Source organism: Micromonospora sp. LOL_021 (assembly GCF_048060215.1).
GTDB lineage: Bacteria > Actinomycetota > Actinomycetes > Mycobacteriales > Micromonosporaceae > Micromonospora_E.
In genome coordinates this window covers 1-25,080 of sequence record NZ_JBHMIN010000009.1, presented here as the reverse complement: position 1 = coordinate 25,080, position 25,080 = coordinate 1, and the positions used below count along the sequence as shown (strand labels likewise).

25 protein-coding genes are annotated in these 25,080 nt (G+C 68.5%); 15 read left to right on the top strand and 10 right to left on the bottom strand.

Going from position 1 to position 25,080, the window contains the following annotated elements; translation table 11 throughout:
* Window positions 1-67: 67 nt before the first annotated feature.
* A complete protein-coding gene (locus ACFHWT_RS08730) occupies window positions 68-1,915 on the bottom strand; it encodes a glycosyltransferase (RefSeq protein ID WP_416594079.1) in 1,848 nt (615 codons plus the stop codon).
* A 135-nt stretch (window positions 1,916-2,050) separates the two neighbouring features.
* Window positions 2,051-4,045 (bottom strand): BTAD domain-containing putative transcriptional regulator, encoded by a 1,995-nt coding sequence (locus ACFHWT_RS08725; RefSeq protein ID WP_416594078.1) that lies wholly within the window; start codon window positions 4,043-4,045, stop codon window positions 2,051-2,053.
* Between the two features lie 622 nt (window positions 4,046-4,667).
* On the opposite strand from ACFHWT_RS08725, the gene ACFHWT_RS08720 reads away from it, so the two are divergent.
* From ACFHWT_RS08720 to ACFHWT_RS08690, 7 genes are all read left to right on the top strand, one after another.
* Window positions 4,668-5,378, top strand: a complete 711-nt coding sequence (locus ACFHWT_RS08720; RefSeq protein WP_416594077.1) for a ThuA domain-containing protein — start codon at window positions 4,668-4,670, stop codon at window positions 5,376-5,378.
* A complete protein-coding gene (locus ACFHWT_RS08715; RefSeq protein ID WP_416594076.1) occupies window positions 5,348-6,466 on the top strand; it encodes a Gfo/Idh/MocA family protein in 1,119 nt (372 codons plus the stop codon). The genes ACFHWT_RS08720 and ACFHWT_RS08715 overlap by 31 nt, the downstream gene beginning before the upstream one ends.
* A gap of 43 nt (window positions 6,467-6,509) precedes the next feature.
* Window positions 6,510-7,742 (top strand): cation:proton antiporter, encoded by a 1,233-nt coding sequence (locus ACFHWT_RS08710; RefSeq protein ID WP_416594075.1) that lies wholly within the window; start codon window positions 6,510-6,512, stop codon window positions 7,740-7,742.
* A 149-nt stretch (window positions 7,743-7,891) separates the two neighbouring features.
* A complete protein-coding gene (locus ACFHWT_RS08705; RefSeq protein ID WP_416594074.1) occupies window positions 7,892-8,713 on the top strand; it encodes a GTPase family protein in 822 nt (273 codons plus the stop codon).
* Window positions 8,714-8,761: 48 nt separating this feature from the next.
* On the top strand, window positions 8,762-8,989 hold the full coding sequence (locus ACFHWT_RS08700; RefSeq protein ID WP_416594073.1) for a hypothetical protein: 228 nt from the start codon (window positions 8,762-8,764) through the stop codon (window positions 8,987-8,989).
* Window positions 8,986-9,186 (top strand): hypothetical protein, encoded by a 201-nt coding sequence (locus ACFHWT_RS08695; protein WP_416594072.1) that lies wholly within the window; start codon window positions 8,986-8,988, stop codon window positions 9,184-9,186. Before ACFHWT_RS08700 ends, ACFHWT_RS08695 begins: the two co-directional genes overlap by 4 nt.
* Before the next feature lie 54 nt (window positions 9,187-9,240).
* A complete protein-coding gene (locus tag ACFHWT_RS08690; protein ID WP_416594071.1) occupies window positions 9,241-9,837 on the top strand; it encodes a tetratricopeptide repeat protein in 597 nt (198 codons plus the stop codon).
* A gap of 440 nt (window positions 9,838-10,277) precedes the next feature.
* Here ACFHWT_RS08690 and ACFHWT_RS08685 read toward each other — a convergent pair whose 3' ends face one another.
* The 4 genes from ACFHWT_RS08685 to ACFHWT_RS08670 form a co-directional block, all read right to left on the bottom strand.
* On the bottom strand, window positions 10,278-10,898 hold the full coding sequence (locus tag ACFHWT_RS08685) for a hypothetical protein (protein ID WP_416594070.1): 621 nt from the start codon (window positions 10,896-10,898) through the stop codon (window positions 10,278-10,280).
* A gap of 30 nt (window positions 10,899-10,928) precedes the next feature.
* Window positions 10,929-11,672, bottom strand: a complete 744-nt coding sequence (locus tag ACFHWT_RS08680) for an alpha/beta fold hydrolase (RefSeq protein WP_416594168.1) — start codon at window positions 11,670-11,672, stop codon at window positions 10,929-10,931.
* A 97-nt stretch (window positions 11,673-11,769) separates the two neighbouring features.
* Window positions 11,770-12,339 (bottom strand): DJ-1/PfpI family protein, encoded by a 570-nt coding sequence (locus ACFHWT_RS08675; protein ID WP_416594069.1) that lies wholly within the window; start codon window positions 12,337-12,339, stop codon window positions 11,770-11,772.
* Window positions 12,340-12,428: 89 nt separating this feature from the next.
* Window positions 12,429-13,172, bottom strand: a complete 744-nt coding sequence (locus ACFHWT_RS08670; RefSeq protein WP_416594068.1) for a GntR family transcriptional regulator — start codon at window positions 13,170-13,172, stop codon at window positions 12,429-12,431.
* Between the two features lie 445 nt (window positions 13,173-13,617).
* Between ACFHWT_RS08670 and ACFHWT_RS08665 the strand changes: the two genes are divergently transcribed.
* The 7 genes from ACFHWT_RS08665 to ACFHWT_RS08635 all read left to right on the top strand — a co-directional run bounded on the left by ACFHWT_RS08665 (window position 13,618) and on the right by ACFHWT_RS08635 (window position 21,840).
* On the top strand, window positions 13,618-14,991 hold the full coding sequence (locus tag ACFHWT_RS08665) for an extracellular solute-binding protein (RefSeq protein WP_416594067.1): 1,374 nt from the start codon (window positions 13,618-13,620) through the stop codon (window positions 14,989-14,991).
* A complete protein-coding gene (locus ACFHWT_RS08660; protein ID WP_416594066.1) occupies window positions 14,988-15,938 on the top strand; it encodes a carbohydrate ABC transporter permease in 951 nt (316 codons plus the stop codon). Before ACFHWT_RS08665 ends, ACFHWT_RS08660 begins: the two co-directional genes overlap by 4 nt.
* Window positions 15,938-16,849 carry a carbohydrate ABC transporter permease gene (locus ACFHWT_RS08655; RefSeq protein ID WP_416594065.1) on the top strand — a complete coding sequence of 304 codons (912 nt, stop codon included), beginning with the start codon at window positions 15,938-15,940 and terminating at the stop codon, window positions 16,847-16,849. The genes ACFHWT_RS08660 and ACFHWT_RS08655 overlap by 1 nt, the downstream gene beginning before the upstream one ends.
* Window positions 16,849-17,916 carry an ABC transporter ATP-binding protein gene (locus tag ACFHWT_RS08650; RefSeq protein ID WP_416594064.1) on the top strand — a complete coding sequence of 356 codons (1,068 nt, stop codon included), beginning with the start codon at window positions 16,849-16,851 and terminating at the stop codon, window positions 17,914-17,916. Before ACFHWT_RS08655 ends, ACFHWT_RS08650 begins: the two co-directional genes overlap by 1 nt.
* Complete coding sequence (locus tag ACFHWT_RS08645; RefSeq protein WP_416594063.1) at window positions 17,916-18,992, top strand: ABC transporter ATP-binding protein; 1,077 nt, start codon at window positions 17,916-17,918, stop codon at window positions 18,990-18,992. The genes ACFHWT_RS08650 and ACFHWT_RS08645 overlap by 1 nt, the downstream gene beginning before the upstream one ends.
* A 64-nt stretch (window positions 18,993-19,056) precedes the next feature.
* Window positions 19,057-20,517 (top strand): NAD-dependent succinate-semialdehyde dehydrogenase, encoded by a 1,461-nt coding sequence (locus ACFHWT_RS08640; protein WP_416594062.1) that lies wholly within the window; start codon window positions 19,057-19,059, stop codon window positions 20,515-20,517.
* 117 nt (window positions 20,518-20,634) lie between these two features.
* On the top strand, window positions 20,635-21,840 hold the full coding sequence (locus ACFHWT_RS08635) for an iron-containing alcohol dehydrogenase (RefSeq protein ID WP_416594061.1): 1,206 nt from the start codon (window positions 20,635-20,637) through the stop codon (window positions 21,838-21,840).
* Between the two features lie 22 nt (window positions 21,841-21,862).
* Here ACFHWT_RS08635 and ACFHWT_RS08630 read toward each other — a convergent pair whose 3' ends face one another.
* Complete coding sequence (locus ACFHWT_RS08630) at window positions 21,863-21,988, bottom strand: hypothetical protein (protein ID WP_416594059.1); 126 nt, start codon at window positions 21,986-21,988, stop codon at window positions 21,863-21,865.
* Between the two features lie 601 nt (window positions 21,989-22,589).
* Here ACFHWT_RS08630 and ACFHWT_RS08625 point away from each other — a divergent pair.
* The gene (locus tag ACFHWT_RS08625; RefSeq protein ID WP_416594058.1) at window positions 22,590-23,324 is read left to right on the top strand and encodes a DUF981 family protein; all 735 of its coding nucleotides are present in this window, start codon (window positions 22,590-22,592) and stop codon (window positions 23,322-23,324) included.
* 137 nt (window positions 23,325-23,461) lie between these two features.
* Here ACFHWT_RS08625 and ACFHWT_RS08620 read toward each other — a convergent pair whose 3' ends face one another.
* From ACFHWT_RS08620 to ACFHWT_RS08610, 3 genes are all read right to left on the bottom strand, one after another.
* The gene (locus tag ACFHWT_RS08620; RefSeq protein ID WP_416594057.1) at window positions 23,462-23,740 is read right to left on the bottom strand and encodes a DUF5984 family protein; all 279 of its coding nucleotides are present in this window, start codon (window positions 23,738-23,740) and stop codon (window positions 23,462-23,464) included.
* Entirely contained in the window at window positions 23,733-24,569 is an 837-nt protein-coding gene (locus ACFHWT_RS08615; protein WP_416594056.1) for a TIGR02452 family protein, read from the bottom strand. Before ACFHWT_RS08615 ends, ACFHWT_RS08620 begins: the two co-directional genes overlap by 8 nt.
* A 98-nt stretch (window positions 24,570-24,667) precedes the next feature.
* On the bottom strand, window positions 24,668-25,080 hold a 413-nt coding region (locus tag ACFHWT_RS08610; protein ID WP_416594055.1), incomplete at its 5' end, for a nuclear transport factor 2 family protein.

Here is a 25,080-nt window from a genome sequence, read left to right as displayed (position 1 = left end):
CTGGGACTTGTTCACGTGCCGTCGGTACAGGTCGTGGACCTGGCCGACGCCGAGTCGCTCGGCGTCGTCAAGGGTGAACAGCGTGGACATGCGACTCTCCTCGGTGCAGGAAACGGGCCATGCCGAGTACGGCGAGGGAGGTGCCGATCTCGACGACGACGCAGACCAACCGGCTGGCCAGGGCGACCGTGCCGGCCACCCCCCAGGGCAGGACGGTGGCCAGCGCGGCGGCGAGCGCGAACTCGCGGACACCCCAGCCGTCGGGCGCGACGATCGACAGGCTGCCGGCCACGGTGGCCAGCGCGAACGCGCCGATGGCGACCGTCGCCGAACGGTCGGCCGGCGCGCCGAGCGCCACCGCCAGCGCCCACAGGTGCAGGCCGGAGACGAGCCAGGACAGCAGCGCCAGCGCCAGCGCGGCGCGGACCGCCGCCGGTGGCAGCGGGGTGACCGGGCGCCGTACGAGGCGGGCGACCAGGGCGACGGGCCGGTCGAGCAGCGCCGGGCGGACCAGCAGGGCGACGAAGCCGACCAGCGGAAGCAGGATCCAGGGCCCCGGCGCGGCGAGCAGTCCCACTCCGGCGCCGGCGAGGATGGTCAGCCCGATGCTGACCAGGTAGGCGGTGATCATGCGTTCGGCGGGTGCCCCGGCCTGCCGGCCCAGGTCCACGTGGGTGACCACGCCCCATACCCGCCCGGGCAGGTACTTGCCGAGCTGGCCGAGGAAGAAGATCCGGGCCGCCGGGAGGCCGCGGACCGGGACCAGGACCCGCCAGGCCACCATGCCGATCAGCAGCCCGGCCAGGTTCGCGGCGGCCGCCGCCAGCAGCAGCGGCATGCCGGCCGGGCGGCTCAGCGCCACCAGCGGCGCGGTGCCGGCGGCGCGTACCGTGAACCCGAGCGCGACCACGGCGGCGACCAGCACCAGCGGGGTCAGCCAGCGCGTCGGCCGGGAGCCGAGCAGCAGCCGTACGCAGCCCAGCACCGCCCCGGCGACCAGCGCGACGTGCAGCAGCAGGTGCACGCCGAGGAAGAAGGGCAGGAACCGCCGACCACGGTGGCCGGCGACGAACCGCAGCAGCCCGATGTCGCAGACCGCGAAAACGGCGACCAGCAGCGCTGAGCCGAGGGCGAACGCCGGGTGCGTCACGGCGAGCGGGAGCATGCCGAGCGCCCCCGCCACGGCGAAGATCCCGGCGGGACGGTTCGCGGTCAGGCTGGCGCGGCCCTCGCGGCGGGCCGCCAGCACGGTCCGGGCGAGCAGCTGGGAGCGGCGGAACTGCTCGGCCAGCAGCGGACCGAGCCGGGCGACCTCGTCGTGCCGGGCGACGACGCGTTCGCTGAGCACGATCCGGGTACGCGGGGCGAGCCGGTCGCTGTACTCCAGGTCCTCCGAGTCGCGTAGCTCCTCGTCGAACGGCCCGACCTCGTCGAACACCGAGCGGCGGATCGCCGCCTGGGCGAAGAAGGCGGTCCGGACCGGGCCGGCGTGCCGTCGCCGCCACCAGTACGCGTGCAGCGTGCGGTACCACTCGACCGGCCCGTCGTCGACCAGCGGCTCCGGCGCGATGATCCCGTGCACGCAGCCGACCGCCGGATCGTCGCGCAGGATCGCCACCGCGTTGGCGATGGCGTCGGGCTCCAACGCCTCGTCGGAGTCGAGGAAGAACAGTACGTCACCGGTGGCCAGGGCGGCTCCCGTGTTACGGGCGGCGGAGACGCCCCGGTTGTCCGGGTGGACGACGGTCCGGCACGGGAACCGCGCGGCGACCTCCTGCGAACCGTCCGTGCTGTGGTCGTCGACGACGATCACCTCGTGCGGCGGGTACGTCTGCCCGTACACCGAGCTCAGGCAGGCGTCGAGGGTCTTGGCGTAGTTGTAGTTGGGGATGACCACGGAAACGGTGAGGGCCATGCGATCAGCGAAGCAGCCATCGACTTCGATGGAATATCGCTTCGCTGTCCCGCTCGGCGGTCACGGAGGCTGATCCGCACACCAGCGAATGTGGTCGATGTCTGATCGATAGTCGCCGGATACCGGGTCCGGCGGCTACCCAGGGGCCGTACGCGGCGCACCGGAGACGTCGTCACCGGCCGGGCCCTGCCAGCCGAGCCGGGCAGCCTGGTGCACCGCGGCCATCAGGGTGGGCAGCTCAACCGCCAGCCAACTGGCCGGATCGGCACGCAACCGGTCCACCGCCGCGTCGGTCACCGTCGGCGACGGCATGTCCGCGCCGGCGCCATCCGGCTGCCGGCTCGCCGTACCGGTCAGGTACAGGCAGGTGGCCCAGACCCGGCGCAGCGACTGCTCCCGTACCACTGCGGTGTCCTCGACCTCGGCACGTTCCGCGGCGAACACGCGGACCAGCGCCGGCAACCGGTACAGCGGTCGGCTGCCACTCGGGGCGCGGTCCGCGTCCACCAGCTGCGCGTCGGTCAACTGTTCCAGCAGGTCTTCGGCGACGACCGGTTCGGTGTCCAGCAGCGCCGCCGCGACCCAGGCCGGGAGCTGGGCGCAGTCCAGCAGCGCTAGCCGGCGCAGCAGCCGTCGGGTGCCGTCAGGCAGAGCCCGGTAGCTAACCGCCAGGCTCGCCCGCACGCTGAGCGACCCATGCTCCAGTTCGTCGAGCAGCCGAGTGTCGTCACGCATCCGTGCCACGAGCTGACCGATGCCCCAGTGCTCCCGCGCTGTCAGCCGGGCACCGGCGATCCGTAGAGCGAGGGGTAGCCCGCCACAGAAGGTAACGAGGGTGGCTGCCGCATCCGCCTCGGTGTTCACCCGCTGGTGACCGATGGTCCTGCCGAGCAGACGCAGCCCGTCGGCATGACCGAGTGGCCGGGGCCGGACACGGTGCGCCCCGGGCAGGCCCACCAACGCGGATCGGCTGGTGACGAGCACACCGCAGGTGCCGCTACCCGGCAACAGTGGCTGGACCTGTGACTCGTCGGTGACGCCGTCGAGCACGACGAGGATCCGCTGACCCGCCAGTCGGCTCCGGTACAGGTGGGCCTGCTCATCGATCTCTGCTGGGATGTCGGCCCGGTCGACGCCGAGCGCGCGCAGGAAGCGCGGCAGCACCTGCTCCGTTCGGCCGTTTGCCGGGTCGAGCGACGCGTAGAGCTGCCCGTCCGGGTAGCCGGCGAGCATCCGGTGTGCCACGTGCAGGGCCAGGGCGGATTTGCCGATACCGGCGCGGCCAGTGACGGAGACCACCGGTACCGCCCGTCCGTCGGCCCGGCCCGGGGCCAGCGCCTCGCAGGCGGCGGTGACCTCGTCCTCACGGCCGATGAAGTCGGCCGTGTCGGACGGCAACTGGCACGGCGTGGGGCGCTGTGCCGTCGGCCGGTACGAGGGGCGGCCGGTGGCGTGGCGCGTGGGCAGTTCCAGATCGGAATCGCCACGGAGAATTCCCTGTTCGAGGCGACGCAACTCGTCGCCCGGCTCGATGCCGAGCATGTCGACGAACGCGGTCCGCGCGGCGTGGTAGACGTCCAGCGCCTCCGCCTGCCGGCCCGAGCCGTACAGGGCCAGCATCAGAAGTGCGTACAGCCGCTCGCGTAGCCGATCGCGTTCGATTAGCCAGATCAGCTCACCGATGACCTCTTCATGGCGACCCAAGGCCAGATCGAGCCGGATCCGCTCCTCGATCGCGGCGGTCCGCAACTCTTCGAGCCGTTTACGGCCTGCCTCGAGAATCCGCCCTGGCAGGCCGGCGAGAGCGGGGCCGTTCCACAGCGCCAGAGCCGCACGCAGCCGTTCGGCGGCGGCGGCCAGGTCACCGATGGACGCGATGGAGCGTGCCTCGGCGATGAGGCGGCCGAACACGTCGACGTCGAGTTGGCCGTCGGCGACCCGGAGCAGATATCCGCAGCGGTGCGTTTCGAAAGGGCTGGCCAGGTCACGACCGGTGAAGGCCCGACGCAGGGTCGACAGGCAGATCTGTACCTGGCCGCGCGCGGTCGACGGAGGCGTGTCCTCCCACACCGCGTCGATGAGCCGTTCCATCGGTACCAGGCGGTTGGCCTCCAGCGCCAGGAGCGCCATGATCACCTGGCTGCGGCGCCCCGGTAGGCGGAAGTACTGCCCGTGGCAGCCGACGCGAAGGGGCCCCAGTATTTCTACACGCACGCTGTTACCTCCGGTGGTAACTCCGGTTCTTCTGTGGTTTCGTTGACACGTCGTTTCAGCAGGATGAATCGTTGTGACCACTCCTTTGCGGCCGTCAAACGACGGCCGCTCAAACAAACGCGGCCAAATAGAGGACGTCGGCAGATTTACCGGAGTCTATCATCGGTGATCGCCCGTAACCACAGTGTGATCGCGGCTGGCTATGTGGCGCTGGGCACGGGCGTCGGCGGTGTCGCGACAACACTGTGGAGATAACCGCTGTCAATTCTCAATAAATGAGTTTTTCTGGCAACGGGTCGTGCCTGTGTACGGTGCCGGCTATTAGGTAGCGGTCATCCTGGTACCGCACCCTGGTACGGCGTCGACGGGTCGGTGGAACCGCCAGGCAGATCTACGGCCGGCAGGTCAGCGGCCTGCCCGGCTTCCGCCACCCGAGGGAAGGGTGATGGCCGGGTACGGTTGTCGATGGTCGGAAGCTCTGGGCGTCGGCCGGGCGGCAGCGGTGGCCCGCAAGCGACGGGCCGGGGAGGGAGCGGGCGTGGTGCAGCGGAGGGCCCTTGTGGTCCGGGGCGGCTGGGAGGGACACCGACCGGTCGAGGCGACGGAGTCGTTCATCCCGTTTCTCGAACGCAGCGGATACACGGTCCGGGTGGAGGGGTCGCCGGAAATCTACGCCGACGCCGCCGAACTGGCCGGCACCGACCTCATCGTGCAGTGCGTGACGATGTCGCAGATCACCGAGGAGCAGGCGGCGGGTCTGGCCGCGGCGGTCGCGGCCGGGACGGGTTTCACCGGCTGGCACGGCGGCATCGTCGACTCGTTCCGCGCCTGTTCGGACTACCTGCACCTGGTGGGCGGCCAGTTCGCCACCCATCCGGGCGTCCAGCCGTGCGAACGCAGCGGCACGGAGAAGGACAACTTCCTGCCCCACTCGGTCACCATCACCGACCTCGGTCGGGAACATCCGATCACCGCCGGGATCGCCGACTTCGACCTGGTCACCGAGCAGTACTGGGTGCTGCACGACGACCTGATCGAGGTGCTGGCCACCACCACCCACCCGACGCAGGCGTGGCACCCGTGGCACCGGCCGGTGACCTCGCCGGCGATCTGGACCCGAAACTGGGGAGCCGGGCGGATCGTCGTGACGACTCCGGGACACAGCATCGACGTGCTGGAGCACCCGAGCGTCCGTACCGTCATCGAGAGGGGGATGGTGTGGGCGACCCGCACGGCATCGGCGTCGTAGGTCTCGGGGTCATCTCCCGCGCGTACCTGGACACGCTCGCCAACCACCCCACGGTGCGCGTCGTCGCGGTGGCCGATCTGGACGCGGCCCGAGCCGCCGCTGCCGCCGCCGCTATTTCCGGCGCCGAGGCGGCGAGCATCGAGCGACTGCTCCATCACCCCGAGGTGGCGACGGTACTCAACCTCACGATCCCGGCGGCGCACGCCGAGATCTCCGGCGCTGCGATCGACGCCGGCCGCAACGTCTACGTCGAGAAGCCGCTCGCCGTCACGTTCCCGCAGGGCCGGTCGATCATCGACCGGGCGGCGTCGGCCGGCGTCCGTGTCGGTTGCGCGCCGGACACCGTCCTGGGCACCGGTACGCAGACCGCCCGAGCGGCGATCGACGGTGGACTGATCGGGCGGCCGCTCTGCGCGTCGGCCGTCATGGTCACCCCGGGACACGAGCGCTGGCACCCTGACCCCGACTTCTACTACGCACCGGGCGGCGGCCCGCTCATGGACATGGGGCCGTACTACATTTCGGCGCTGATCCACCTGCTCGGGCCGGTCCGCGCGGTGATCGGGGCGGCCAGCCGACTGCGTGACGTCCGGGTCATTGGTTCGGGCCTCCGCCTCGGGCAACGGATCCCGGTCCAGGTGCCGACCCACGTGACCGGGGTCCTGGAACACGCGAGCGGCGCCCTGACGACCCTCACGACCAGCTTCGACGGTGTCGCGACGACGGCCGCGCCGATCGAGGTGCAGGGGGAGACCGGCACCCTAGCCGTACCCGATCCGAACACCTTCGATGGCGAGGTCCGCCACCTCTCGCTCGACGGCCCCGGCTGGCGCTCCCTCGAACCACAGGCGGGCTACGTCGCCGCCTCCCGTGGAGTCGGCCTGATCGACCTGGTGCGATCCGACGAGATGCGTCCACCCCGGGCCAGCGGTGAGATGGGGCTGCATGCACTCGACATCATGACCGCTCTGCTCCGGTCGGCCGCCGAGGGCCGGCGGGTCGAGCTGACGACGGCGGTCGAACGCCCCGCACCCGTCCCGTTGACCGCGGCCGAGAAGTGGCGGTCGGCCCTCGCGTCCGGGCGCTGAGAAGTCAGTCGGAAACAGTCGACGCTCCGATAGGGAGGCGGGGTTGGACGCGCTCATAGCCGGCACGCTGGCGCTCCTTTTGGCTGGCGTGCTGGTTACGGCGGCGGTGGGGCGCTGGCTGGCGGGGAGGCTCAAGCAGCCGGAGATCGTCCTTGAGATCACCGTCTGCCTGTTGCTGGGCGCAGTGCTGGTGTCACAGGTGGGCTGGGGCGCGCCGGAGACCGCAGGGCGGGAGGTGCTCGAGTTTCTGGGGCACTTCGGTCTCGCCCTGTTCCTGGTGAGCGCCGCCCATGGCATTCGGCAGGGTGGCGACCGGCTCTCTGGCCGAGCCGTGGCCTGGTTGTCGGCGGGGTCCACCCTGCCGGCCATGGTGTCCGGCGTACTGCTCGCGACCTGGGTGTTGACGGTGGGCAGCGCCGACCTGCGGGGCGAGGCGTCGCCCACGGCGTTGACACTGATGCTGGCTGTCTCGTTGGCGGTCACGGCGGTCCCGGTGCTCGCGGGCATCCTGCGGGACCGGCGGATGGAGAACACCGAGATCGGCCGGCTCGCCATGACCTCAGCCGTGGCCATCGACGCGGTTACCTGGGTGTTGCTGGTCGTCGCTATCGGTCTCGCCACCGGACAGGATGGTGCCGTCAAGGCGGTGGCCGTACTTCTCGGCGGTATTCCAGCGGTGCTGGCGGTCCGGTGGATCGCCCGGACCAGGGCACTCGAGACGCTGGCGAGCCGGCACCCGTACGTGGCCATGATCTTGGTCGCTGTCATCGCCTATGCCGCTTCGCAGACCACCGGAGGGCTCGGTCTCACCGAGATCTTCGGGGCTGTCCTGGTGGGCTTCGCCCTTCCCAGCGACGGGGCCTGGGCGCGGGTGAGCCACCAACTGGGCCGGCTCGGCCGCCTGCTGCTTCCGGTCATGTTCACCCTCACCGGAACGGCGCTGGCGGCCGGCGTGCCGAACGTCGTCTCCTGGGAGGCGATCGTCATCGCGACCGGTCTCGCGATCGTCTCGAAGCTGGCGGGCAGTTATGCGGGTGCCCGTCTGGGGGCGCAGTCGCGACTCGCGAGTCTTAAGCTGGCGGCCCTGATGAATACGCGCGGCCTCACGGAGATCGCCGTTCTCCAGGCCGGATACAGCGCGGGCATCCTCGCTCCCGGCCTTTTCCTGGCGCTGATCGTCATGGCGTTGATCACCACCGGTCTCAGCGGCCCTCTGCTGTGGGCCGTCGACCGCTACGCCGACGCCCGCACGGCGAAACTGGAGTCGGCTGCGTAGGTATCGGACGGTGGATCACCTCGCGCCCTGTCACTTCGTGCCCTGAGGGCTGACCTGAGCGGCCCTGCGCAGGCACGAGACACGGACCGGTCCAGCCGGGCTGTCGGTCGCGGACCTGTCCGTCAGATGAGTGTGTGAGCCGAGGAAGGTTGAGCGTCGAAGACGCCGAGAAGCTGAGCCAGGCGTGGGAATCCGAACTTGCCCGGAAGCCACCGACGATCGGGGTGGTGGGTGTGTCCGGGGTGGGGAAGAGTTCCACCATCAACACGATGTTCCGTACCGGTCTACCGATCAGCCACACCGTGGCCTGTACGAAGGAGTTCACTGAGGTCCCGTTGCGGGTCCAGGCCCGTAGCGGCCCGGGCGCCGGCGGCCAGGTGCGGCTCGTCGTCATCGACGCACCGGGACTGGGTGAGGACGTGCGTCGGGACCCGCACTACCTGGACATGTACGAGCGTCATCTGCCCGAATGCGACGTGGTGTTGTGGGTCACCGCGGCCCGCAACCGTGCCGTCGCCCTCGAACAGCAGTATCTGCAACGGTTCAGCGCGTTGCAGGACAGGATCGTCTTCGGGATCAGCCAGGTCGATCTTGTGGAGCCCCGCAACTGGAAGCCGGCGTCGCTGGTGCCAAGCCGCGAGCAGGAGGCCAACATCGCGGCGATCGTCGCCGACCGCAGCGCGCGGCTGTCGGACGTGCTCGGTCGTGAGGTCCGGATGGTGCCGTACTCCAACTACCAGGGCTACAATCTTGAATGGTTGTTTACCAGCCTGCTGGAGTCTTGCACATCCGGGCGAAAATGGATCTTTGAGGCACTGAAAAATTTCGATCTCGAAGAATGGATCGCTACCGCGCCAGGGGTGAAATCAGAAGACGGTTTACCATCGGATTCGCGGAAGTCCGGTGGGCTGTTCGGACGGTTGCGACAGCGTTCCGCAGAACAGGCCAGCGGCGATGGAGTCGGCCGATAAAGCAGCCAGCTTGGCGGACAAAGCGGCAGGGTTGGGGTCAACTCGGAAATGATCGGAATTCTCTTTGAACTCCTCCGCGAGTTTCGCGATCTGAACCGCTCCGCCGCCGGAAGCGTACGCCAACACAACGACATCCGCCGGGCGTTGCGCGAGGTCTTCGGCCATGACGAACTCATCCGGCGCAACCCCACTGAGCAGGAATTGGGCGTTCTGGAGCGGTACCTGAACGAAGCGCGCGTCCAACGCAACCGACGGGATCTGGAGAACGACCGGTGACAACCAGCGGAAGCCTCAGCGACGACGACCTTGACCGGATGGAACGGTACGTCCGCGACATGCGCCGCAAGCGCGCCCTTGGTCAGGCGCTCTCGCGGGACGACTTCGTCGAGTGGGCCCGGCAGGCGGCCGCGTGGCTGCTGGACCGGATCGACGATGCCTGGAACTGGATCCGGCGACAGTTTGGCCTGAACTGACCGGGCTCGGACAGAGACCACGACACGGACGTGGTCAAGCGTCGCGACAGAGAGATGGCCCAGAGCCTGGTACAGGCCGGGATCGACCACCAGCAGGCTGGACGGCCGCAGGAGGCCTTGGCCGTGTATCAGCAGGCGCTGCGGCTCGACTTGGACAGCAGCTTGGCCGCCAACGGCATCGCGCTGCTGATGACGGTGTTCGCCACCGAGCCCGCGCACCTGGAACGGGCGCTGCGGTTGGCCGAGCGTGCCATCCTCGCGGCCAAGGACCCAGTGGCGAAGGCGATGCATGTGGGCACCCGGGCGGAGGTCCGGCTGCGTCGCGGCGAACTGCAGCAGGCGATCCAGGACTCGCCCACCTGCCTGCAGATGCTCGGGGCGAAGGCGCTGCCGGCGACCCGGGCGACCGTGCTCCGCCGGATCGGCACGGCCCATCAGTTCCTGGGCGACAGTGATCAGGCGGTGCAGGCGTTGCGGCTGGCCGTTGCCGCGAACCCGGCCGACCTCAACTGCCGGATGTCGTTGGCCCGGCTGGCCAACGACCAGCGCGACCACGCCACGGCGATTGCCGAATACACCAGCGCGATCTCGACCGTCGCCGGTGCGCACGTTCAGTTTCCCAGCCTGCTCAACTGGTCTCCACGCTGCTGAACGACCGCGGCTGCGTATACATTGCCGTCGGCGACTACGGCAGGGCGCAGGAGGACTTTCACCTCGCGGTCAAAATAAACCCGCAGCACCCCTACCCGTACGTCGACAGCGCGTTCGAGGCCGGCCGGCGCGGCGACTGCGTGGCGATGCGCCAGCATCTTGACACCGCGCTGCGGCTGGCTGACCGGGGCGACTTGCACCTCATGAACACGCTCCTGACCGAGGTGGCCGTCGGTCTCAATGGCGACGTGATCCTCGAAGCTCTGTCGCCAACGGCCGGATCACCGAGCAACTCTACCGGAAGCACCAGGAAGGGCTGCGGATGCGCAGGCAACCGGTCCGTCATCAATCGGCCAACGCGCTGCCGATGGGAACCGCGTGGGCTGGAACCGCCGCCGACCCGATGGCCGGAGGACGGCCGAAATTCCGAATAGTGGTATTCAGCCAATCCGTTGACCAGCGACCGGCTCTCCCTCGACGTGGAGATGTGGGAGATCGTCGCCGCCCTGCGGGCGACCGCGCAACGGGACGCGTTCGAACTGGTGCCCTGCCTGGTCGCCCGCGCCAACGATTTGCTGCAATACCTCAATCAGTACATGCCGCACATCGTCCATTTCAGCGTCCACGGCAGTCAGGCCGGCGAGATTATGCTGGCCGCTGACGGACCCTTCGCGCAGAGCCGCGAACTCACTCCGGAAAGCGGGTACCCGACCGTCAATCGGGCAGGTGAACACGCTGTCAGCGCTGCCGCCCTCGGTAAACTGTTCCGTGTCATGAAGGACAATGTCCAGGTTGTCATCCTCAACGCCTGTTATTCGGTGGTTCAGGCGAAGGTGATCAGCGAACACATCGACTACGTGGTAGGAATGCGCCGGTCGATCCGCGACGCCGCCGCCATCGTCTTCGCCGCCGCGTTCTACTTGGCGCTCGGCGAGAACCGTACTGTCGTTGACGCCTTCAACCAGGGACGGGTCGCGTTGCTCGTCAACGGCATTCCGGAACAGGACGTACCCGAGCTGCTCATCCGGCCAGGTACCGCACCCGAAACTCGCCTTCGGCACCTGACGCGGGCTGTGGTCCTGCCGCAGCAGTTAGTGATATCGGTCGCGCCGGAGGAAGGAGGACAGCAGTTGCCGGAACTCGAGCGGGTGCTCGATCGCCGGCACGTGTCCGCATCGGCCGAGCACGTGCAGACGGACATCGGCCAGGTGTTCGAGCAGGGGCAGGGCGGCCGTCCCGAGCGGGGTGACCCGGTCCTCGGCACCGTGGACGAGCAGCACGGGCGCGCGGACCCTTGCCAGCGTCTGCGTCGAGAGGCTGAGGTCGTCGGCCCACCGTGCCCTGGGTGGAGGGAACAGCGACGCGAAGGCGGTCGCACCCGTCCGCATCGCAGCCGCACGGGCAGCGACGGCTGACTCGGTCACGAGCGCCTGGTCGAGCACGAGGCGACTCAGCATGTCGCGTGCCCCAAGCGGGCCGGCGGGGGCGGCCCAGATAGCGTCGAGCTCGGCGGACAGCGGCGCCCCGGGTGCGCCCATCGTCGAGACCGCCACGACACGGGTGACCCGCTGGGGGTGCGCGGCCGCCAACGCCAGCGCCACGGCACCGCCCATGGAGTGACCAACCACGGCGTAGTGCTCGATACCGAGAGCATCCATCAGGCCGGCGGCCTGCTCCGTCCACAGCCGGAGCCCACCTCTGCAGCCCACCGGGATGGGGGTACGGCCGAACCCTGCCTGGTCAGGAGCCACCAGGTGCCAGGATGTGCCCAGCGCCTGCGCCGTCGTTGCCCAGGCTCCGGACCCGGTCGTGCCAGGTCCGGAGCCGTGCAGCATCAGCACTGCGGGTCCGGTGCCGATCTCCAGGACGTGGACGGGGGAGCCGTCGACGGTGACGGTCCGAAGTGCCGTCACCGGTGCCGGCCAGGTGCGCTCATGCCGATTCGCGGTTGACGGACTTCGAAAAGACCGCCATCATCGCCCTGCCGAACTGCGGCATGTCGGGCCACCCGCGGCAGGAGACGAGGTTGCCGTCCACGACGTCGGGAGCGTCGACGACCGTCGCGCCCGCGTTCTCCATGTCACCGGTGATGGGTGGAAAGCACGCCGTTCGTCGACCCTTGAGCAGCCCGTACACCGCTGGCACCTGCGCACCGTGGCACACCAACGCGATCGGGAGGTCACGCGCGAAGAAGTGCTCGGTGATGCGCCTGACGTCGGCGTCGACCCGGATCCACTCGGGGGCACGTCCCCCGGGGATGATGAGGGCGTCGTAGCGCTCGACGTCGACCTCGGCCCAGGGCACGTCGACCGGCAGCTTCCGGCCGTTCTTCTCCACGTAGGCGTCGGAGTTGGGGTCGAACTCGTGGATGACCAGCTGCACGTCACGCATCGTCCGTGACGAGACGTCAACGTCCCAGCCGCCCTCCTGTACGCGGTAGTAGGGATACATGGTGTCGAGCTCCTCGGCGGCGTCGCCGGTCAGGAGCAGCGCTCTGGGCACCTGCTTCTCCTCGCATCGTGGGCCGGGTGAGGCAGATCAAATCCGATCCGATCTGATTTGAGCTAGCATTCCTCGGCTCAGCCCGCCCGTCAAGCCTCCACCGCCATCCCTTCCGCGTCCTTGGCCTCGTCGAACAGTCGTCGGAACCGCTCGCCGGACCGCAGGATGTGCCGACGCATGGCGTAGGCGGCGGCGTCGGGATCACGCGCGGCGATCGCGGCCAGAACTTCTTCGTGCTCGGCCATGGCCAGGTGCGTGACCTGGGTGTCGTGGAGCAGCCGGAACAGGTGCACGTGCGTGTGCAGGCGAGCGAGCGCTTCGCGGATGACCTGGTTCCCCGCGCTCAGCGCGACGAGATCGTGAAAAGCGGCGTCGCGTAGCCCGAAGGCGCCATAGGCCATGCGCCCGTTGCCCTCGTCCAGCTCTGCCATCTCCTCCAGCATCCGTTGCAGACCGGCCACCTGCTCCAAGGATGCGCGTTCGGCGGATCTGCGCGCCGCTGCCGGCTCGAGGAGCAGGCGGATCTCGAGCATGTCCTCGAATCGGTTCCGGGTGATTTGAGGTGGAATGCGGTAGCCGGCATGGGGCACCCGCACGACCAGGCCCTCGGCCTCCATGCGGTTCAGAGCGTCTCGGATCGGCGTCTGCGAGACTCCCAGCTCTCGCGCCAGGACGTCGATCGTGACGCGGGAGCCAGGCTCGATCCGTAGCGACATCAGCTGTCCGAGCAGCGTGTCGTACACCTCGTCAGCAAGCCGGCCGCGAGATCGTTCCGGCGGCACTCCGCCCGGCATGGCTCCACGCCCCCGCGCGCTCATCGCTTCGTCGTCCATCGTGACGTGAGGTCCCTTCTCGCGTCTCCGCGAACCTGTTGACATCGGTCGCAACGCTGCTGCATGCTGACGCCGTCCACCCGAATCGTATAGGAACGGTGACGGAGGCTGGCAATCCGCACCACCGCCGAACCGCCTGCCAGCGCTCTACTTCGATCACGTGAAGCTTCCATGAGCATGCTCGGCGCCCTGCTCGGTTCGCCACCGGGCCGCACCAGGACCGAAGGGCTTCTCGGCTGCATGACCCCGGTACGTCGCGGCGTACTCGTGGCGCCGGTCTGCGGGTCGTCCCCCGCGACAGCACGGCGACACGCCTGAACAACGCAGCGACTGCTCGGCGAAAGCATGCGGCAGGGCTCCGGAAGTCCCCTCTTAGAAAGCAGGCAATAAGATGCGATATCAGAAGCGAACCGGACGACTGACCTTTACCGGGCGAAAGGCGCGGATGGCGACGGCAGCCGTGCTGGTCGCCACGATGGTGGCGGCCTGCGGCGGCCAGGACGACGGCGGGCAGGGGAGCGCCCCGAAGGCGCCGGCGACTATCCCGACGCTCACCGAGGACCCGCTGACCCTCAGCTTCATCTGGTTCGACTGGCCGCCCGCTCAGGCGCTGGAAGACTTCGCGAACGAGGAGTACGCGAACGAGCGGCCGAACGTGACCATCAAGGTCAACACCGTGCCGAACGCGAACTGGCACGACGCGATGTTCACCCAGTTCGCCGCGCGCAAGACCGACTTCGACATCGCGATCCTGGACTCGCAACACATCGGCGAGGCCGTGACGAACGGCAACATCCTCGACATCACCGACTTCGTCAACGAGAACATCGACGTCGAGGCCTACGACCCGTACCTCCTGGCGGCCTACGGCCAGTTCCCCCAGGCGGAGACCGGCCAGCGCGACGAAAACGCCAGTCTGTACGGCCTGCCGCTGCTCGGCGACACCTGGACGATGATCTACCGCAAGGATCTGATCGGCGACGAGCCTCCGGAGACCTGGGACGAGATGATCTCGGTCGCCGAGAAGTGCCAGGCGGACAACCCTGGCGTCAGCGGGCTGGCTTTCCACCAGGCCAACGGCTCCGACGCCGCAGCCGTAACGTACAACACGGTCAACGGCGTCTACGGCGGGAACCTCTGGAACGCCAAGGAGCGCAAGATCGAGGGCGTCCTCAACGACGAGGCGGGGCACGAGGCGATGGACGTCCTCGTCAACAAGATGAAGCCGCTGACCGCCAAGGGCTCCGGCAACTGGTTCATCGACGAGGTGAACGCGGCGGTCGCCCAGGGCAAGGCATGTATCGCGTTCAACTGGATCGCCGCGAGCGGTGGCCTGCTCGACCCGGAGCAGTCGACGCTCGGCACCACGCGCGAGGAGATTCTCGACAAGCTGGGTTTCGCCACCCTGCCGAGCCAGAAGACGAACCTGGTGCCCCTCGGCGGCATGGGGATGCACGTGTCGGCCTACGCCTCCGAGGCGCACCAGGCGGAGGCCCTGAACTTCATGAAGTGGTTCGAGCAGGCTGAGATCCAGAAGAAGTGGGCCTCGGCCGGTGGTGTGCCATCGCGCACGGACGCGCTGGAGTCGCCCGAGTTCCTCGATGCCCAGCCGTTCAACCAGGTGTACACCGACTCGGTTCCACGGATGCGGGACATGTGGAACGTGCCCGAGTACGCGCGCCTCGTCGACATCGAGAACACCAACGTGAACGCGGCGCTCAACGGAGTGAAGACGCCGAAGGAGGCGCTCGACGACATCGCCAGGGAGCAGCAGGGCGTGCTCGACTCCAGCGGCCGCAAGGGTGGCGGCGGACTGTGAGTGACTCCGCCCCTCTGACGACCGACCGCCCGGTGCAGGTGACGTCTGCGACGCCACCTGCACCGGGATGGTCCAGCCGACTGAGCGACCGCAGGCTCGCCGTGGCCTTCATTGCCCCCGCCCTGCTGCTGTTGCTCGCGATGTCGGTGTTCCCGTTGCTGTGGGCGTTGTACCTGTCGTTCACCGACTACTCGGCCACCCGTGGGGGCCCCGCCCATTTCATCTGGTTCGGGAACTACACCGCCGTCCTGACTTCTTCGCAGGTCCACCAGAGGGCCTTGACGACGGTGATCTACGTGTTCGGTGCGGTTACCCTGCAGACCGTGCTCGGTTTCGCCATCGCGTACCTGATCTCACGGCGCACGCACGGGCGAGGACTGCTGACAACTCTGTTCCTGGTTCCGATGATGCTGTCGCCGGTCGTGGTCGGGCTGTTCTGGCGATTCATGCTCGACACGCAGTTCGGCGTGATCAACAGCATGCTCGGCTCGCTCGGCCTGGGGCAGGTGGAGTGGCTGACCCAGCAGCGAACCGCATTGTTCTCCCTGATCCTGGTCGACACCTGGCAATGGACGCCGTTCATCATGCTCATCGCACTTGCCGGCCTTACGGCGGTCCCCAAGTACCTGTACGAGGCCGCCTCGATCGACCGGGCGTCCGAGTGGTTCCGGTTTCGCCACATCACTCTTCCGCTGGTATGGCCGCTGCTCCTCATCGCCGTGTTGTTTCGGGCCATCGAGGCCTTCCGGCTGTTCGACCTCGTCTACATCCTCACGAGCGGAGGTCCGGGTGTCTCCACCGAGACGTTGTCGTTCCACGTCTACAAGGTCGCGTTCCTGGGCTTCAACACCGGGACCGCCTCGGCGTACGGGATCCTCATGGTCATCGTCGTCATCATCCTCACGCAGCTCTACCTGCGCTACCTAAACAAGCTCAAGGAGGACTGATGGCCGTCTCCGTCGACGAGGCCGTGACCACAGGTCCTGCCCGGGACAACCCGCCCCCAGCGCGCCGTTTTCGCGGCCGGGGCCGATCGGTGCTGGAGGTCGCGCTGCTGGCAGCGCTGGCCGTCGTGATGCTCTTTCCGGTGCTGTGGATGATCGAGACGTCGATCAAGGAAAACCGGGACGTTTACGCGATCCCAGCCAAGTTTCTTGGCTTCACGGTCACCATGGACCATTTCAAGGACGTGTTCGTCGGCTCGGCTGGCGGTCGCTCATCCTTGTCCGTCGCGTTCCTCAACTCCATCGTCGTCGCCGGGGTCTCCACGGTGCTGGCGACCGTCCTGGGAGTGCCGGCAGCCTGGGCCTACTCACGCTTCGCCGTGAAAGCCAAGAAAGACCAACTCTTCTTCATCCTGTCCACCCGCTTCATGCCGCCCGTGGTGGTCGTTGTCCCGATTTTCCTGATGTACCGCCAGGTCGGACTCATCGACACCAAGCTCGGACTGATCCTCATCTACGCCGCGTTCAACCTCCCGTTCACGATCTGGATGATGAAGGGGTTCGTCGACGAGGTGCCTGCGGAGTACGAGGACGCCGCCATGCTCGACGGCTACAGCCGGTTGCAAGCGTTCTGGCGATTCACCCTTCCTCTGCTCGTGCCCGGCATCGCCGCGACGGCGGTCTTCGCGCTCATCTTCTCCTGGAACGAGTTCGTGTTCGCCATCTTCCTCACCTCCAGCGACAGCGTACGGACAGCCCCACCGGCCATCGCGGGCCTCATCGGTGGAACCACCGTGGACTGGGGTCTCGTGGCCGCCGCCTCAGTGGTGTTCGCCCTGCCGGTGCTCGTCTTCGCGTACCTGGTGCGTAAGCACCTCGTCGCCGGTGTGACGCTCGGGGCGGTGCGACGCTGATGGCGGGTATCGAGGTGACCGCGCTGCACAAGCGCTACCCGGACGGGACGGTCGCGGTTGAGCACGTGGACCTGTCCATCGGCGACGGCGAGCTGTTCGTGATGCTCGGTCCGTCGGGTTGCGGCAAGACGACCACGCTGCGGGCCGTAGCCGGCCTGGAGAGGCAGACGACGGGCGACATCCGCATCGGCGACACGCTGGTCAACGACCTGCCACCCGCCGAGCGCGACATCGCCATGGTGTTCCAGTTCTACGCTCTCTACCCGCATCTGAGAACCCGCGACAACCTGGCGTTCCCACTGCGGGCCGAGGGCCTACCCAAGCCGGAGGTGCGTGAAAGGGTCGATGAGGCCGCCCGGCTGATGCGGCTCGGTCCACTCCTGGACCGGCGACCGCGCCAACTGTCCGGCGGGGAGCAGCAGCGCGTCGCGCTCGCTCGCGCCCTGGTCCGACGACCACGTGCGTTCCTCATGGACGAACCTCTCACCAACCTGGACGCGGAGCTGAGGGCGGACATGCGTACGGAGATCAAGCACCTGCAGGGTGAGCTGGGGGCGACGATGGTCTACGTCACCCACGATCAGGTCGAGGCGATGTCGCTCGGTCACCGAATCGCCATCCTCAACAAGGGCCGCGTCGAGCAGATCGGCACGCCGCTGGAAGTCTACGACCGTCCGGCGAGCCTGTTCTGCGCCGCGTTCATCGGCTCCCCGCCAATGAACCTGATCGAGGTGGAACTGGTCGACGGGAAGCTGCGGAGTCAGGGCGGACTGGTTCTCCCGCCGCCGCCGGGCCTGCCGCACGACCGTCGCCTGGTTGCAGGCGTCCGGCCGGAGGCGCTGGAAGTCACCGAACCAGGGGCGGAACGTTCGGTCCCGGCCCGCGTGGTCTCGGCGGAGTGGCTGGGCGACGAGATCATCTACGTGGTCGACCACAGCGGCCAGCGTGACGTCCGGGTTCGGATGCCACCGACTGTCCGTTTCGCCGCTGACGCATCGGTCGGGCTGCGGCACATCGGCGGGACCCCGGCGGTCTACGACGTGAGCACGGAAGAGCTGGTGGCCTGATGGGAACCGTGGCAGTGAACGGGCTGTGCAAGTCCTTCGGCAAGGTCCGGGCCCTGGACGGGGTGACGCTGGACGTGCCGGACGGCTCGTTCTTCGTCGTACTCGGACCCTCCGGGGCAGGTAAGACGACGACCCTGCGAGCGATCGCCGGCCTTGAGAGGCTCGACGCCGGGTCGGTGCATCTGGACGGGAGGGACGCGACCGGTGACGCTCCGGCCGCCCGCGACCTGGCAATGGTGTTCCAGAGCTACGCCCTCTACCCACGACACACGGCGTACGAGAACATCGCCTCGCCGCTGCGGGCACGCCGCTGTTCTTCGAGTGAGATCGCCGCTGCCGTCGAGCAGATGTCGAGCCTGCTGCACATCGAACGGCTGCTGCAGCGTCGGCCCGCGCAGTTGTCGGGCGGTGAGATGCAGCGCGTCGCACTGGCCCGGGCGCTGGTCCGTCGCCCGCGCGCGTTCCTCATGGACGAGCCGCTGACGAACCTCGACCTCAAGCTCCGCGTCGAGATGCGCACCGAGCTCACCCGCATCCACCGCAGCCTCGGCGCGACCTTCGTCTACGTGACCAACGACCAGGTCGAGGCCTTGTCCATGGCCGACCATGTCGCGGTCCTCAAGGACGGGAAGGTGCAACAGGTCGGAACGCCGACCGAGGTGTACGAGCGGCCAGCCAACCAGTGGGTCGCGGGATTCGTCGGGAGCCCGCCGATCAGCCTGCTCGCCTGCCGCGCCGAGGGAGATCGTCTGGTCGGTGCGGACGGCTGGACGCTGCCGAGGCCCCGCTGGACCACGGCCGAGGACGGTCGTGCGCTGCTGCTGGGCCTGCGCGCCGAGGACCTTTCCGTCGAGCAGCGTGGGGATGCGTCGTTGCCGGGGGAGGTCTACGGGCTCGAACCGCTCGGTGACCGCACGGTGGTCGACGTCCGAGTGGGCACGAAGATCCTCAAGATCAAGGCACGACCCACCGTCACCGGTACGCCGGGCGAGCGCCTGCTCGTCACGGTCGACCTGGACCGTGCGCACCTGTTCGACGCGGCCACCGGGCTGTCGCTGTCCGAGGCGGGGCGGTAGCCGTGTCGGACGCGATCGCCGGGGTCACGCTGGACATCACCAGAAGCTCGCAGGAGGCAACGCGATGAGTGACCCGATGAACGTCCTGGCCCCCGAGTACCGGCGACTGCGGATCGGCGACGCCTGGCGCGATGCCGCAAGCGGAGCCACCTTCGCCGTCGAGGACCCGGCCACCGGCAAGACCATCGCCGGGGTGGCGGACGCCGGCGTCGTCGACGGGCTCGCCGCTCTGGACGCGGCCGGCAAGGCGATGGCGCGGTGGGCGACGACCCCGCCGCGCAAACGGTCGGAGTTGCTGACCGCGACGTACCGGGCACTGATCGAACGATCCGAGGAGGTCGCCCGGCTGATCACCCTCGAGATGGGCAAGCCGCTCGCCGAGGCTCGGGCCGAGGTGGCCTACGGCGCCGAGTTCTTCCGCTGGTTCGCCGAGGAGGCGGTGCGCGTCGAGGGGCGCTACAGCACGGCTCCCGCAGGTGGATATCGCATCCTCACCGTGCCGAAGCCGGTCGGGCCGTGCGTCTTCGTGACGCCCTGGAACTTTCCGTTGGCCATGGGCGCCCGCAAGATCGCTCCCGCGCTGGCAGCGGGCTGCACGACGATCACCAAGCCGGCAGCTCAGACGCCACTCACCATGCTGTTGCTGGCCCGGATCATGGAGGAGGTCGGCGTTCCCCCGGGCGTCGTCAACGTGGTGACGACCAAGCGTGCCGGCGATGTGGTCTCCGCACTGCTGGCCGACCGTCGGACCCGCAAGCTTTCGTTCACCGGGTCGACGGAGGTCGGGCGTGTGCTGCTCCGACAGGCGGCGGACAACGTGCTGCGCACCTCCATGGAACTGGGCGGCAACGCGGCCCTGATCGTGTGCGCCGACGCGGATCTGGACGTCGCGCTCGACGGGGCCATGGTGGCCAAGATGCGCAACATCGGGGAGTCCTGCATCGCGGCCAACCGGATCTACGTCGAGGAGCCGGTGCGCGAGGAGTTCACGGAGCGCTTTGCCGAGCGGATGGGTGCCCTTTCGGTGGGCCACGGCCTCGACGACGGCGTGGACGTCGGGCCGTTGATCGACGAAGCCTCGGTCATCAAGATCGACGAGCTGGTCGCCGACGCGGTCGATCGCGGTGCCCGGGTCGTGGTGGGCGGCGAACGGCCGGCCGGGCCGGGCCACTTCTACCCGCCGACGGTCCTCGTCGACGTGCCCGAAGAAGCGCGGATGCTGGAGGCGGAGATCTTCGGCCCGGTGGCGCCGATCATCCCGTTCACGTCCGATGACGAGGTGATGGCGAAGGCCAACGACACCGAGCACGGCCTGGTCGGATACGTCTTCACCCGCGACCTGCAGCGGGCGCTGCGGTTCACCGAAGGGCTGGAGACGGGGATGCTCGGCATCAACCGTGGGCTGATTTCGGACCCGTCAGCTCCGTTCGGAGGCGTGAAGCAGTCCGGGATCGGCAGGGAGGGGTCGCACGAGGGCATCCTCGAGTACCTCGACCTCACCTACGCGGCGATCGACCTACCGTGACCGACTCGCTGCTACGGGCGCATCGGGCGGCCAACCATGCCGGCACCGTCCCGGTCGCACAGATGACCTGGACGTCCCGCCTCGCACATCGCCGCCGACGTTCGGAGAGGCACCGACATGCTTGAGACCGTCCGCGGACCACGCCAGCTGATAGTGGGCGAAGGGGTCGCGCAGAACATCCCACGAGTGGTCGCCGAGAGCGGCTCGCGCGTCCTCGTCGTGACCGACCGGATACTTTTGTGGCAGCCGGGCGTGGCCGAGATCGTGGCCGCCGTGCGGGAAAAGGTCGAGATCGTCGAGGTGTTCGCCGACGCGACGTCAGACGTGCCACTCGCCGATGTCGCCCTGGCCGTATCGGTCGCCGCAGAGGTGGACGCCGACGTGATCCTCGCCATCGGGGGAGGCACGGTGATCGACCTCGCCAAGATCGTCGGCGTCATCCGGCGCCACGGCGGGAGCCCGCGCGACTTCTACGGCGAGTCGAAGGTACCGGGGCCGACGATTCCGCTCGTCGCGGTCCCGACGACATCAGGCACCGGCTCCGAGCTCACACCGGTCTCGGTGTTGACCGACCCGGACCGCGAGCTGAAAGTAGGCGTCTCCAGCGTCCACATCGTGCCCGACTTCGCCATCGTCGACCCCGAACTCACCTACACCTGCCCGGCGACCGTCACCGCCCACTCGGGCATCGACGCGTTCTGTCACGCCGTGGAGAGCTACACCGCGCGACCCCGGGCCCACGGACCGCGCGACCCGGTCGAGCAGGTGTTCCTCGGTCGCAATCCGGTCACCGACCACTACGCGCTCCTGGCCGCGGAGCGGATCGCCCGTAGCCTGCGTCGTGCTGTCCGGGACGGAGGCGACAAGGACGCGCGCGCGGACATGTCCTACGGGTCAGTGCTAGCCGGGCTCGCGTTTTCCCACGCAGGCAACGCGGCCCCGCATGCCCTCCAGTACCCCATCGGCGCAGCCACCCACACGCCGCACGGCCTGGGCGTCGGACTGCTGCTGCCCTACGCGCTGGCGGCGGCCAGGAATGCCATCGGAGACCGGCTGGCCATCCTCGCCGGGGTTTGCGGGCTCGACGTGACCGACGCCTCGGAGGCCGAGGCCGCAGATGCGTTCCTCACCTGGCTCAACGGGCTCCTTGCCGACATCGGCATCCCACCCACCTTGGCGGACATCGGCGTGGCCCGTGCCGACCTGCCGCGCTTCGCGGAGATGGCCAGTGGCGTCACCCGTCTGATCCAGAACCATCCGGGCCCGACCGACACCGCGAGCCTGACCGCCATCCTCGAAGCGGCCTGGACCGGGGACCGGTAAGGCGCGGAAGCGGCGGCTGGCATCAGTTGGACCAACTGTGGCCGGCCAGGTCCCAGGCTGCCGGGGACTGGATCTGGCCGACGGCGACGGCCGTCGCAGTGGCGGCCGTCGCAGTGGCGGCCAGAAGCGCGGAGTCGGTAGTGATCATCGCTCGAAGTCGCCTGGCGGTCTCCTTGCCGTCTGGTGTGGGCTGTACTGATAAGACAGCATGCTTCGTCCCTGGCGAGGGCGGGTCGGCGGTCGGTCGGTAGGCGGTCCATGGCGAGGCAGCGCGTCCAATGTCGTCGGTGCTGTCTGTCCCGACGTCGAGTCGCCGGCAGATCACCTGGCGTTCCAGCAAATCTCACTGTGGATGATCAAGTTGGCCCGGTCAAAGCCCTGGCGTAAGCAGGTTGATGCTACGTAAAGTGGCTATGTGGTTACAGCTCAGCTGACCATTGGTTGGATGCGACGCGGACCGGCGACCATTGTGGTCACGGATGAATCGCCACGCGGATCCGCTCCAGCCGGTGCCTCCTGGGGCCAGATTCCCGAACTCGACGAGCGACTCCCGGACCGCGACACGCCGACAGCCGGCGACGGTCGCGCGGGCGGCACGGAATCGCTCGCCGTCGCGGTCGCGGACGACCGGGCGGATCCGACCGCGCAGTGCCGCTGCCCAGGCAGCGGCGGCCGCGGTCATGGTGACGGGCGGATGCCGACGAGGCACCGATCCCCGGCAAGGGTCGACACCACATGAGGGAGGGCACGTGATTCTCTACAACACGTCCATGGGAGTGGTCGCCGGGCTGGCATTGATCCTGGTGTCGCTACTGCTTCGGCGGGCCGCCGCAGCCGCCCTGCCGGCTTTCGACAACACGGATCCGGGTCCAGCGCAGGACCGGCCGGTGGCGGTGGCACCAGCCGGTGGCACCTTCGACCCGCGGCTGTGGGCGGTGGTATTCGGCGCGCTCGGACTGGTCCTCGCGCCGCTGGGCGCGCTGATGGCGACCACTTGGCCGTTGACCGTCAACCCGCCGCTCAACTTCATCTTCGGCGAGCCGTGCCTGATCCTGGGCGTCCTGCTGCTCGCCGCGGCGGTCTACCTCTGGCACCTGCGTGGCGACCTCGCCGGTCTGCAACAGGTGGACCTCACCCCGGTCGCCGTGGTCGTCATCGGACTCGGCGGCGTCCTGATCGCCTGTGCCGCCGCCATCGCACGGTTCGAGATCGTCGGCGGCGCGCCGGCCGCCGAACCCATCACCGGGCTGCTCAACGGCTATCCACTTGTGGAGAACACCTTCTTCGTGCTGCTCTACCTGGCTGCCGGCCTCGGTGCCATCCTGGCGCCGCTGAGCCGCCTGCGTCCGGGCTGGCTGCTCACCGCCGCGCGGTGGCTCTGGTTCGGCAGCGGACTGGTCTTCGCCCTGTTCAGCATTTTGAACTACTACACCCACGCCGGCCTGGACATCAACCTCCGACTCGGTACGGAGTACCGGATCTGATCAGCCTGCTCCCGGCCTGACCACAAAACGAATCCGCCGCGACCCGTGAGACGCCGGCACCAGCCCGGCGTCTCACCATGAGCAGACGGCAACCAACAGCCGCTACGTTCATGGCGGCCATCGGGTGGCGATCCAGATCACGCACCACATCGGTGAACTGCTGCATGCCGAAAGCTGTATGCCCGCGTACCGGGCCGGCGAAGGCGATGTCGTCGTCGCCGACGGCGAGCCGTCTCGGCTGAGTAGCGCAGCAGCTGACGTCCGTTGGGGTCGAGCCAGTACCAGCCGTCGGTGAGTCCGAACCAGTGCAGCGTCTGTTTGTCCCGACCCCAGGGGTGCACCTGGTCCAGCGGGTGTAGCTGGAACTGGAAGCGGATTGCCGGTGGTGTCCGGCGTACCGGGCGGTGGTCAGCCACGAGGGTGGCCGCTGGTCCGTTCGTCGGTGGTGAGGCTGAAACGTTGGGCGAACGCCGCGTGGACCGGCGTTCCGGGCAGGTTGTCGCGGATGACGAAGACGACGTGGTCGAAGTGAGCGACCGCGTCCAAGACTCGGGCGAGCGCGTCGGCCACGATCGCGGCATCGTTGCGGAACACCCCGCACCCCCACGCTCCGAGCACGAGGCCGCGATGCCCGTGCGTGGCGGCGACCTCGAGGATCCGCCGTGCCCGCCGGGCGAGGACTGCTGGCACGTCACCGGTGTGGTCCGGCTGGTTGCGTACGATCGCGCCGAGGTTCGGCGCGGCTGCGGTCAGCAGCGAGGTGGTGTACGGCTGGTCGAGCAGGTTGCCGTTGTCGTCGCGGAACACCGGCACGTCGGGGGAGTAGACGATCCGGTCGCTGTAGCGCAGGTCCTGTTGGGCGCGGTGGAAGGCGTAGAAGTCGGGTGCGGCCCGCAGACATGCGTAGAGGGCTGAGGAGCGGGCGATGCTCTCCTCCTGCGCTTGGGCGCCGTTGAGGAACCCGCCGCCGGGATTCCTGGCCGAGGCGAACACCAGAGCCGCCGCGCCGGGGCCGAGGCGGCGTGCCGCGAGCAGCGTCGATTCGTCCGTCACCTCCACTGTGCAGGTACCCGCTTGGCCGTACGCGAGGGTGATCGTCTCATCGGGTAGGTAATGCCGGGTCCCGGCGACTGCGGCGCGGACCGCGTCAGCGATGACGACCTCGTCACCGATGTCGTTGCGGTAGCGGCCCGATTCCGTGATCGTCACCGTCTGGCGCGCGATCTGGCGAAGACGGCCGCTCACGGGTACACCGGGCCGGTGATCTTGCCAAGGAGTGACACAACCAAGGAACCTACGCAGCACCGTGGTGGCGGACAACCCGATTACGGTGGGGCGCGAGGTCAAGCTGGCCCTCGATTGGATGCCGGACGCATCAGATTGACGAGACCACGCCACACGTGGCCGACCGTGGCGGCGGCACGGATCGTCGCCAGCGGGTTCCAGAAGTCGCGGAAGTGGACGATGCGGCCGTCTCGGAAGCGGACCACGGAGATGTAGACCTGGTGGAACGGTCGCCTGGTGACCACGCCCCTGCCCTCGCCCACGAACTCGGCGATCACCAGTTCGGGATCGGTCGTCTCGTGGAAGGTGAGGCCGGAGAAGTGGACGTCGAACTGCTTCGGGAAGTCCTTCATGTGCTCGTACAGTTCGTGGTGCCCGGCGAACCGGGACGGCACGCCCGGCGGCGGATAGGGGAACTCCAGCACCCCGGCCGGATCGAACAGCTCCACCCACTCCCGGATGCGTCCTGCGG

Coding starts and splice junctions, on each gene's coding strand:
- ACFHWT_RS08680 (WP_416594168.1), bottom strand. CDS start 11,672: ATGCTGCACGGCTCCGGACCTGGCACGACCGGGTCCGGAGCCTGGGCA.
- ACFHWT_RS08635 (WP_416594061.1), top strand. CDS start 20,635: ATGCTTGAGACCGTCCGCGGACCACGCCAGCTGATAGTGGGCGAAGGG.
- ACFHWT_RS08640 (WP_416594062.1), top strand. CDS start 19,057: ATGAGTGACCCGATGAACGTCCTGGCCCCCGAGTACCGGCGACTGCGG.
- ACFHWT_RS08670 (WP_416594068.1), bottom strand. CDS start 13,172: ATGGACGACGAAGCGATGAGCGCGCGGGGGCGTGGAGCCATGCCGGGC.
- ACFHWT_RS08690 (WP_416594071.1), top strand. CDS start 9,241: ATGGCCCAGAGCCTGGTACAGGCCGGGATCGACCACCAGCAGGCTGGA.
- ACFHWT_RS08650 (WP_416594064.1), top strand. CDS start 16,849: ATGGCGGGTATCGAGGTGACCGCGCTGCACAAGCGCTACCCGGACGGG.
- ACFHWT_RS08730 (WP_416594079.1), bottom strand. CDS start 1,915: ATGGCCCTCACCGTTTCCGTGGTCATCCCCAACTACAACTACGCCAAG.
- ACFHWT_RS08725 (WP_416594078.1), bottom strand. CDS start 4,045: ATGGCGCTCCTGGCGCTGGAGGCCAACCGCCTGGTACCGATGGAACGG.
- ACFHWT_RS08645 (WP_416594063.1), top strand. CDS start 17,916: ATGGGAACCGTGGCAGTGAACGGGCTGTGCAAGTCCTTCGGCAAGGTC.
- ACFHWT_RS08665 (WP_416594067.1), top strand. CDS start 13,618: ATGGCGACGGCAGCCGTGCTGGTCGCCACGATGGTGGCGGCCTGCGGC.
- ACFHWT_RS08700 (WP_416594073.1), top strand. CDS start 8,762: ATGATCGGAATTCTCTTTGAACTCCTCCGCGAGTTTCGCGATCTGAAC.
- ACFHWT_RS08655 (WP_416594065.1), top strand. CDS start 15,938: ATGGCCGTCTCCGTCGACGAGGCCGTGACCACAGGTCCTGCCCGGGAC.
- ACFHWT_RS08630 (WP_416594059.1), bottom strand. CDS start 21,988: ATGATCACTACCGACTCCGCGCTTCTGGCCGCCACTGCGACGGCCGCC.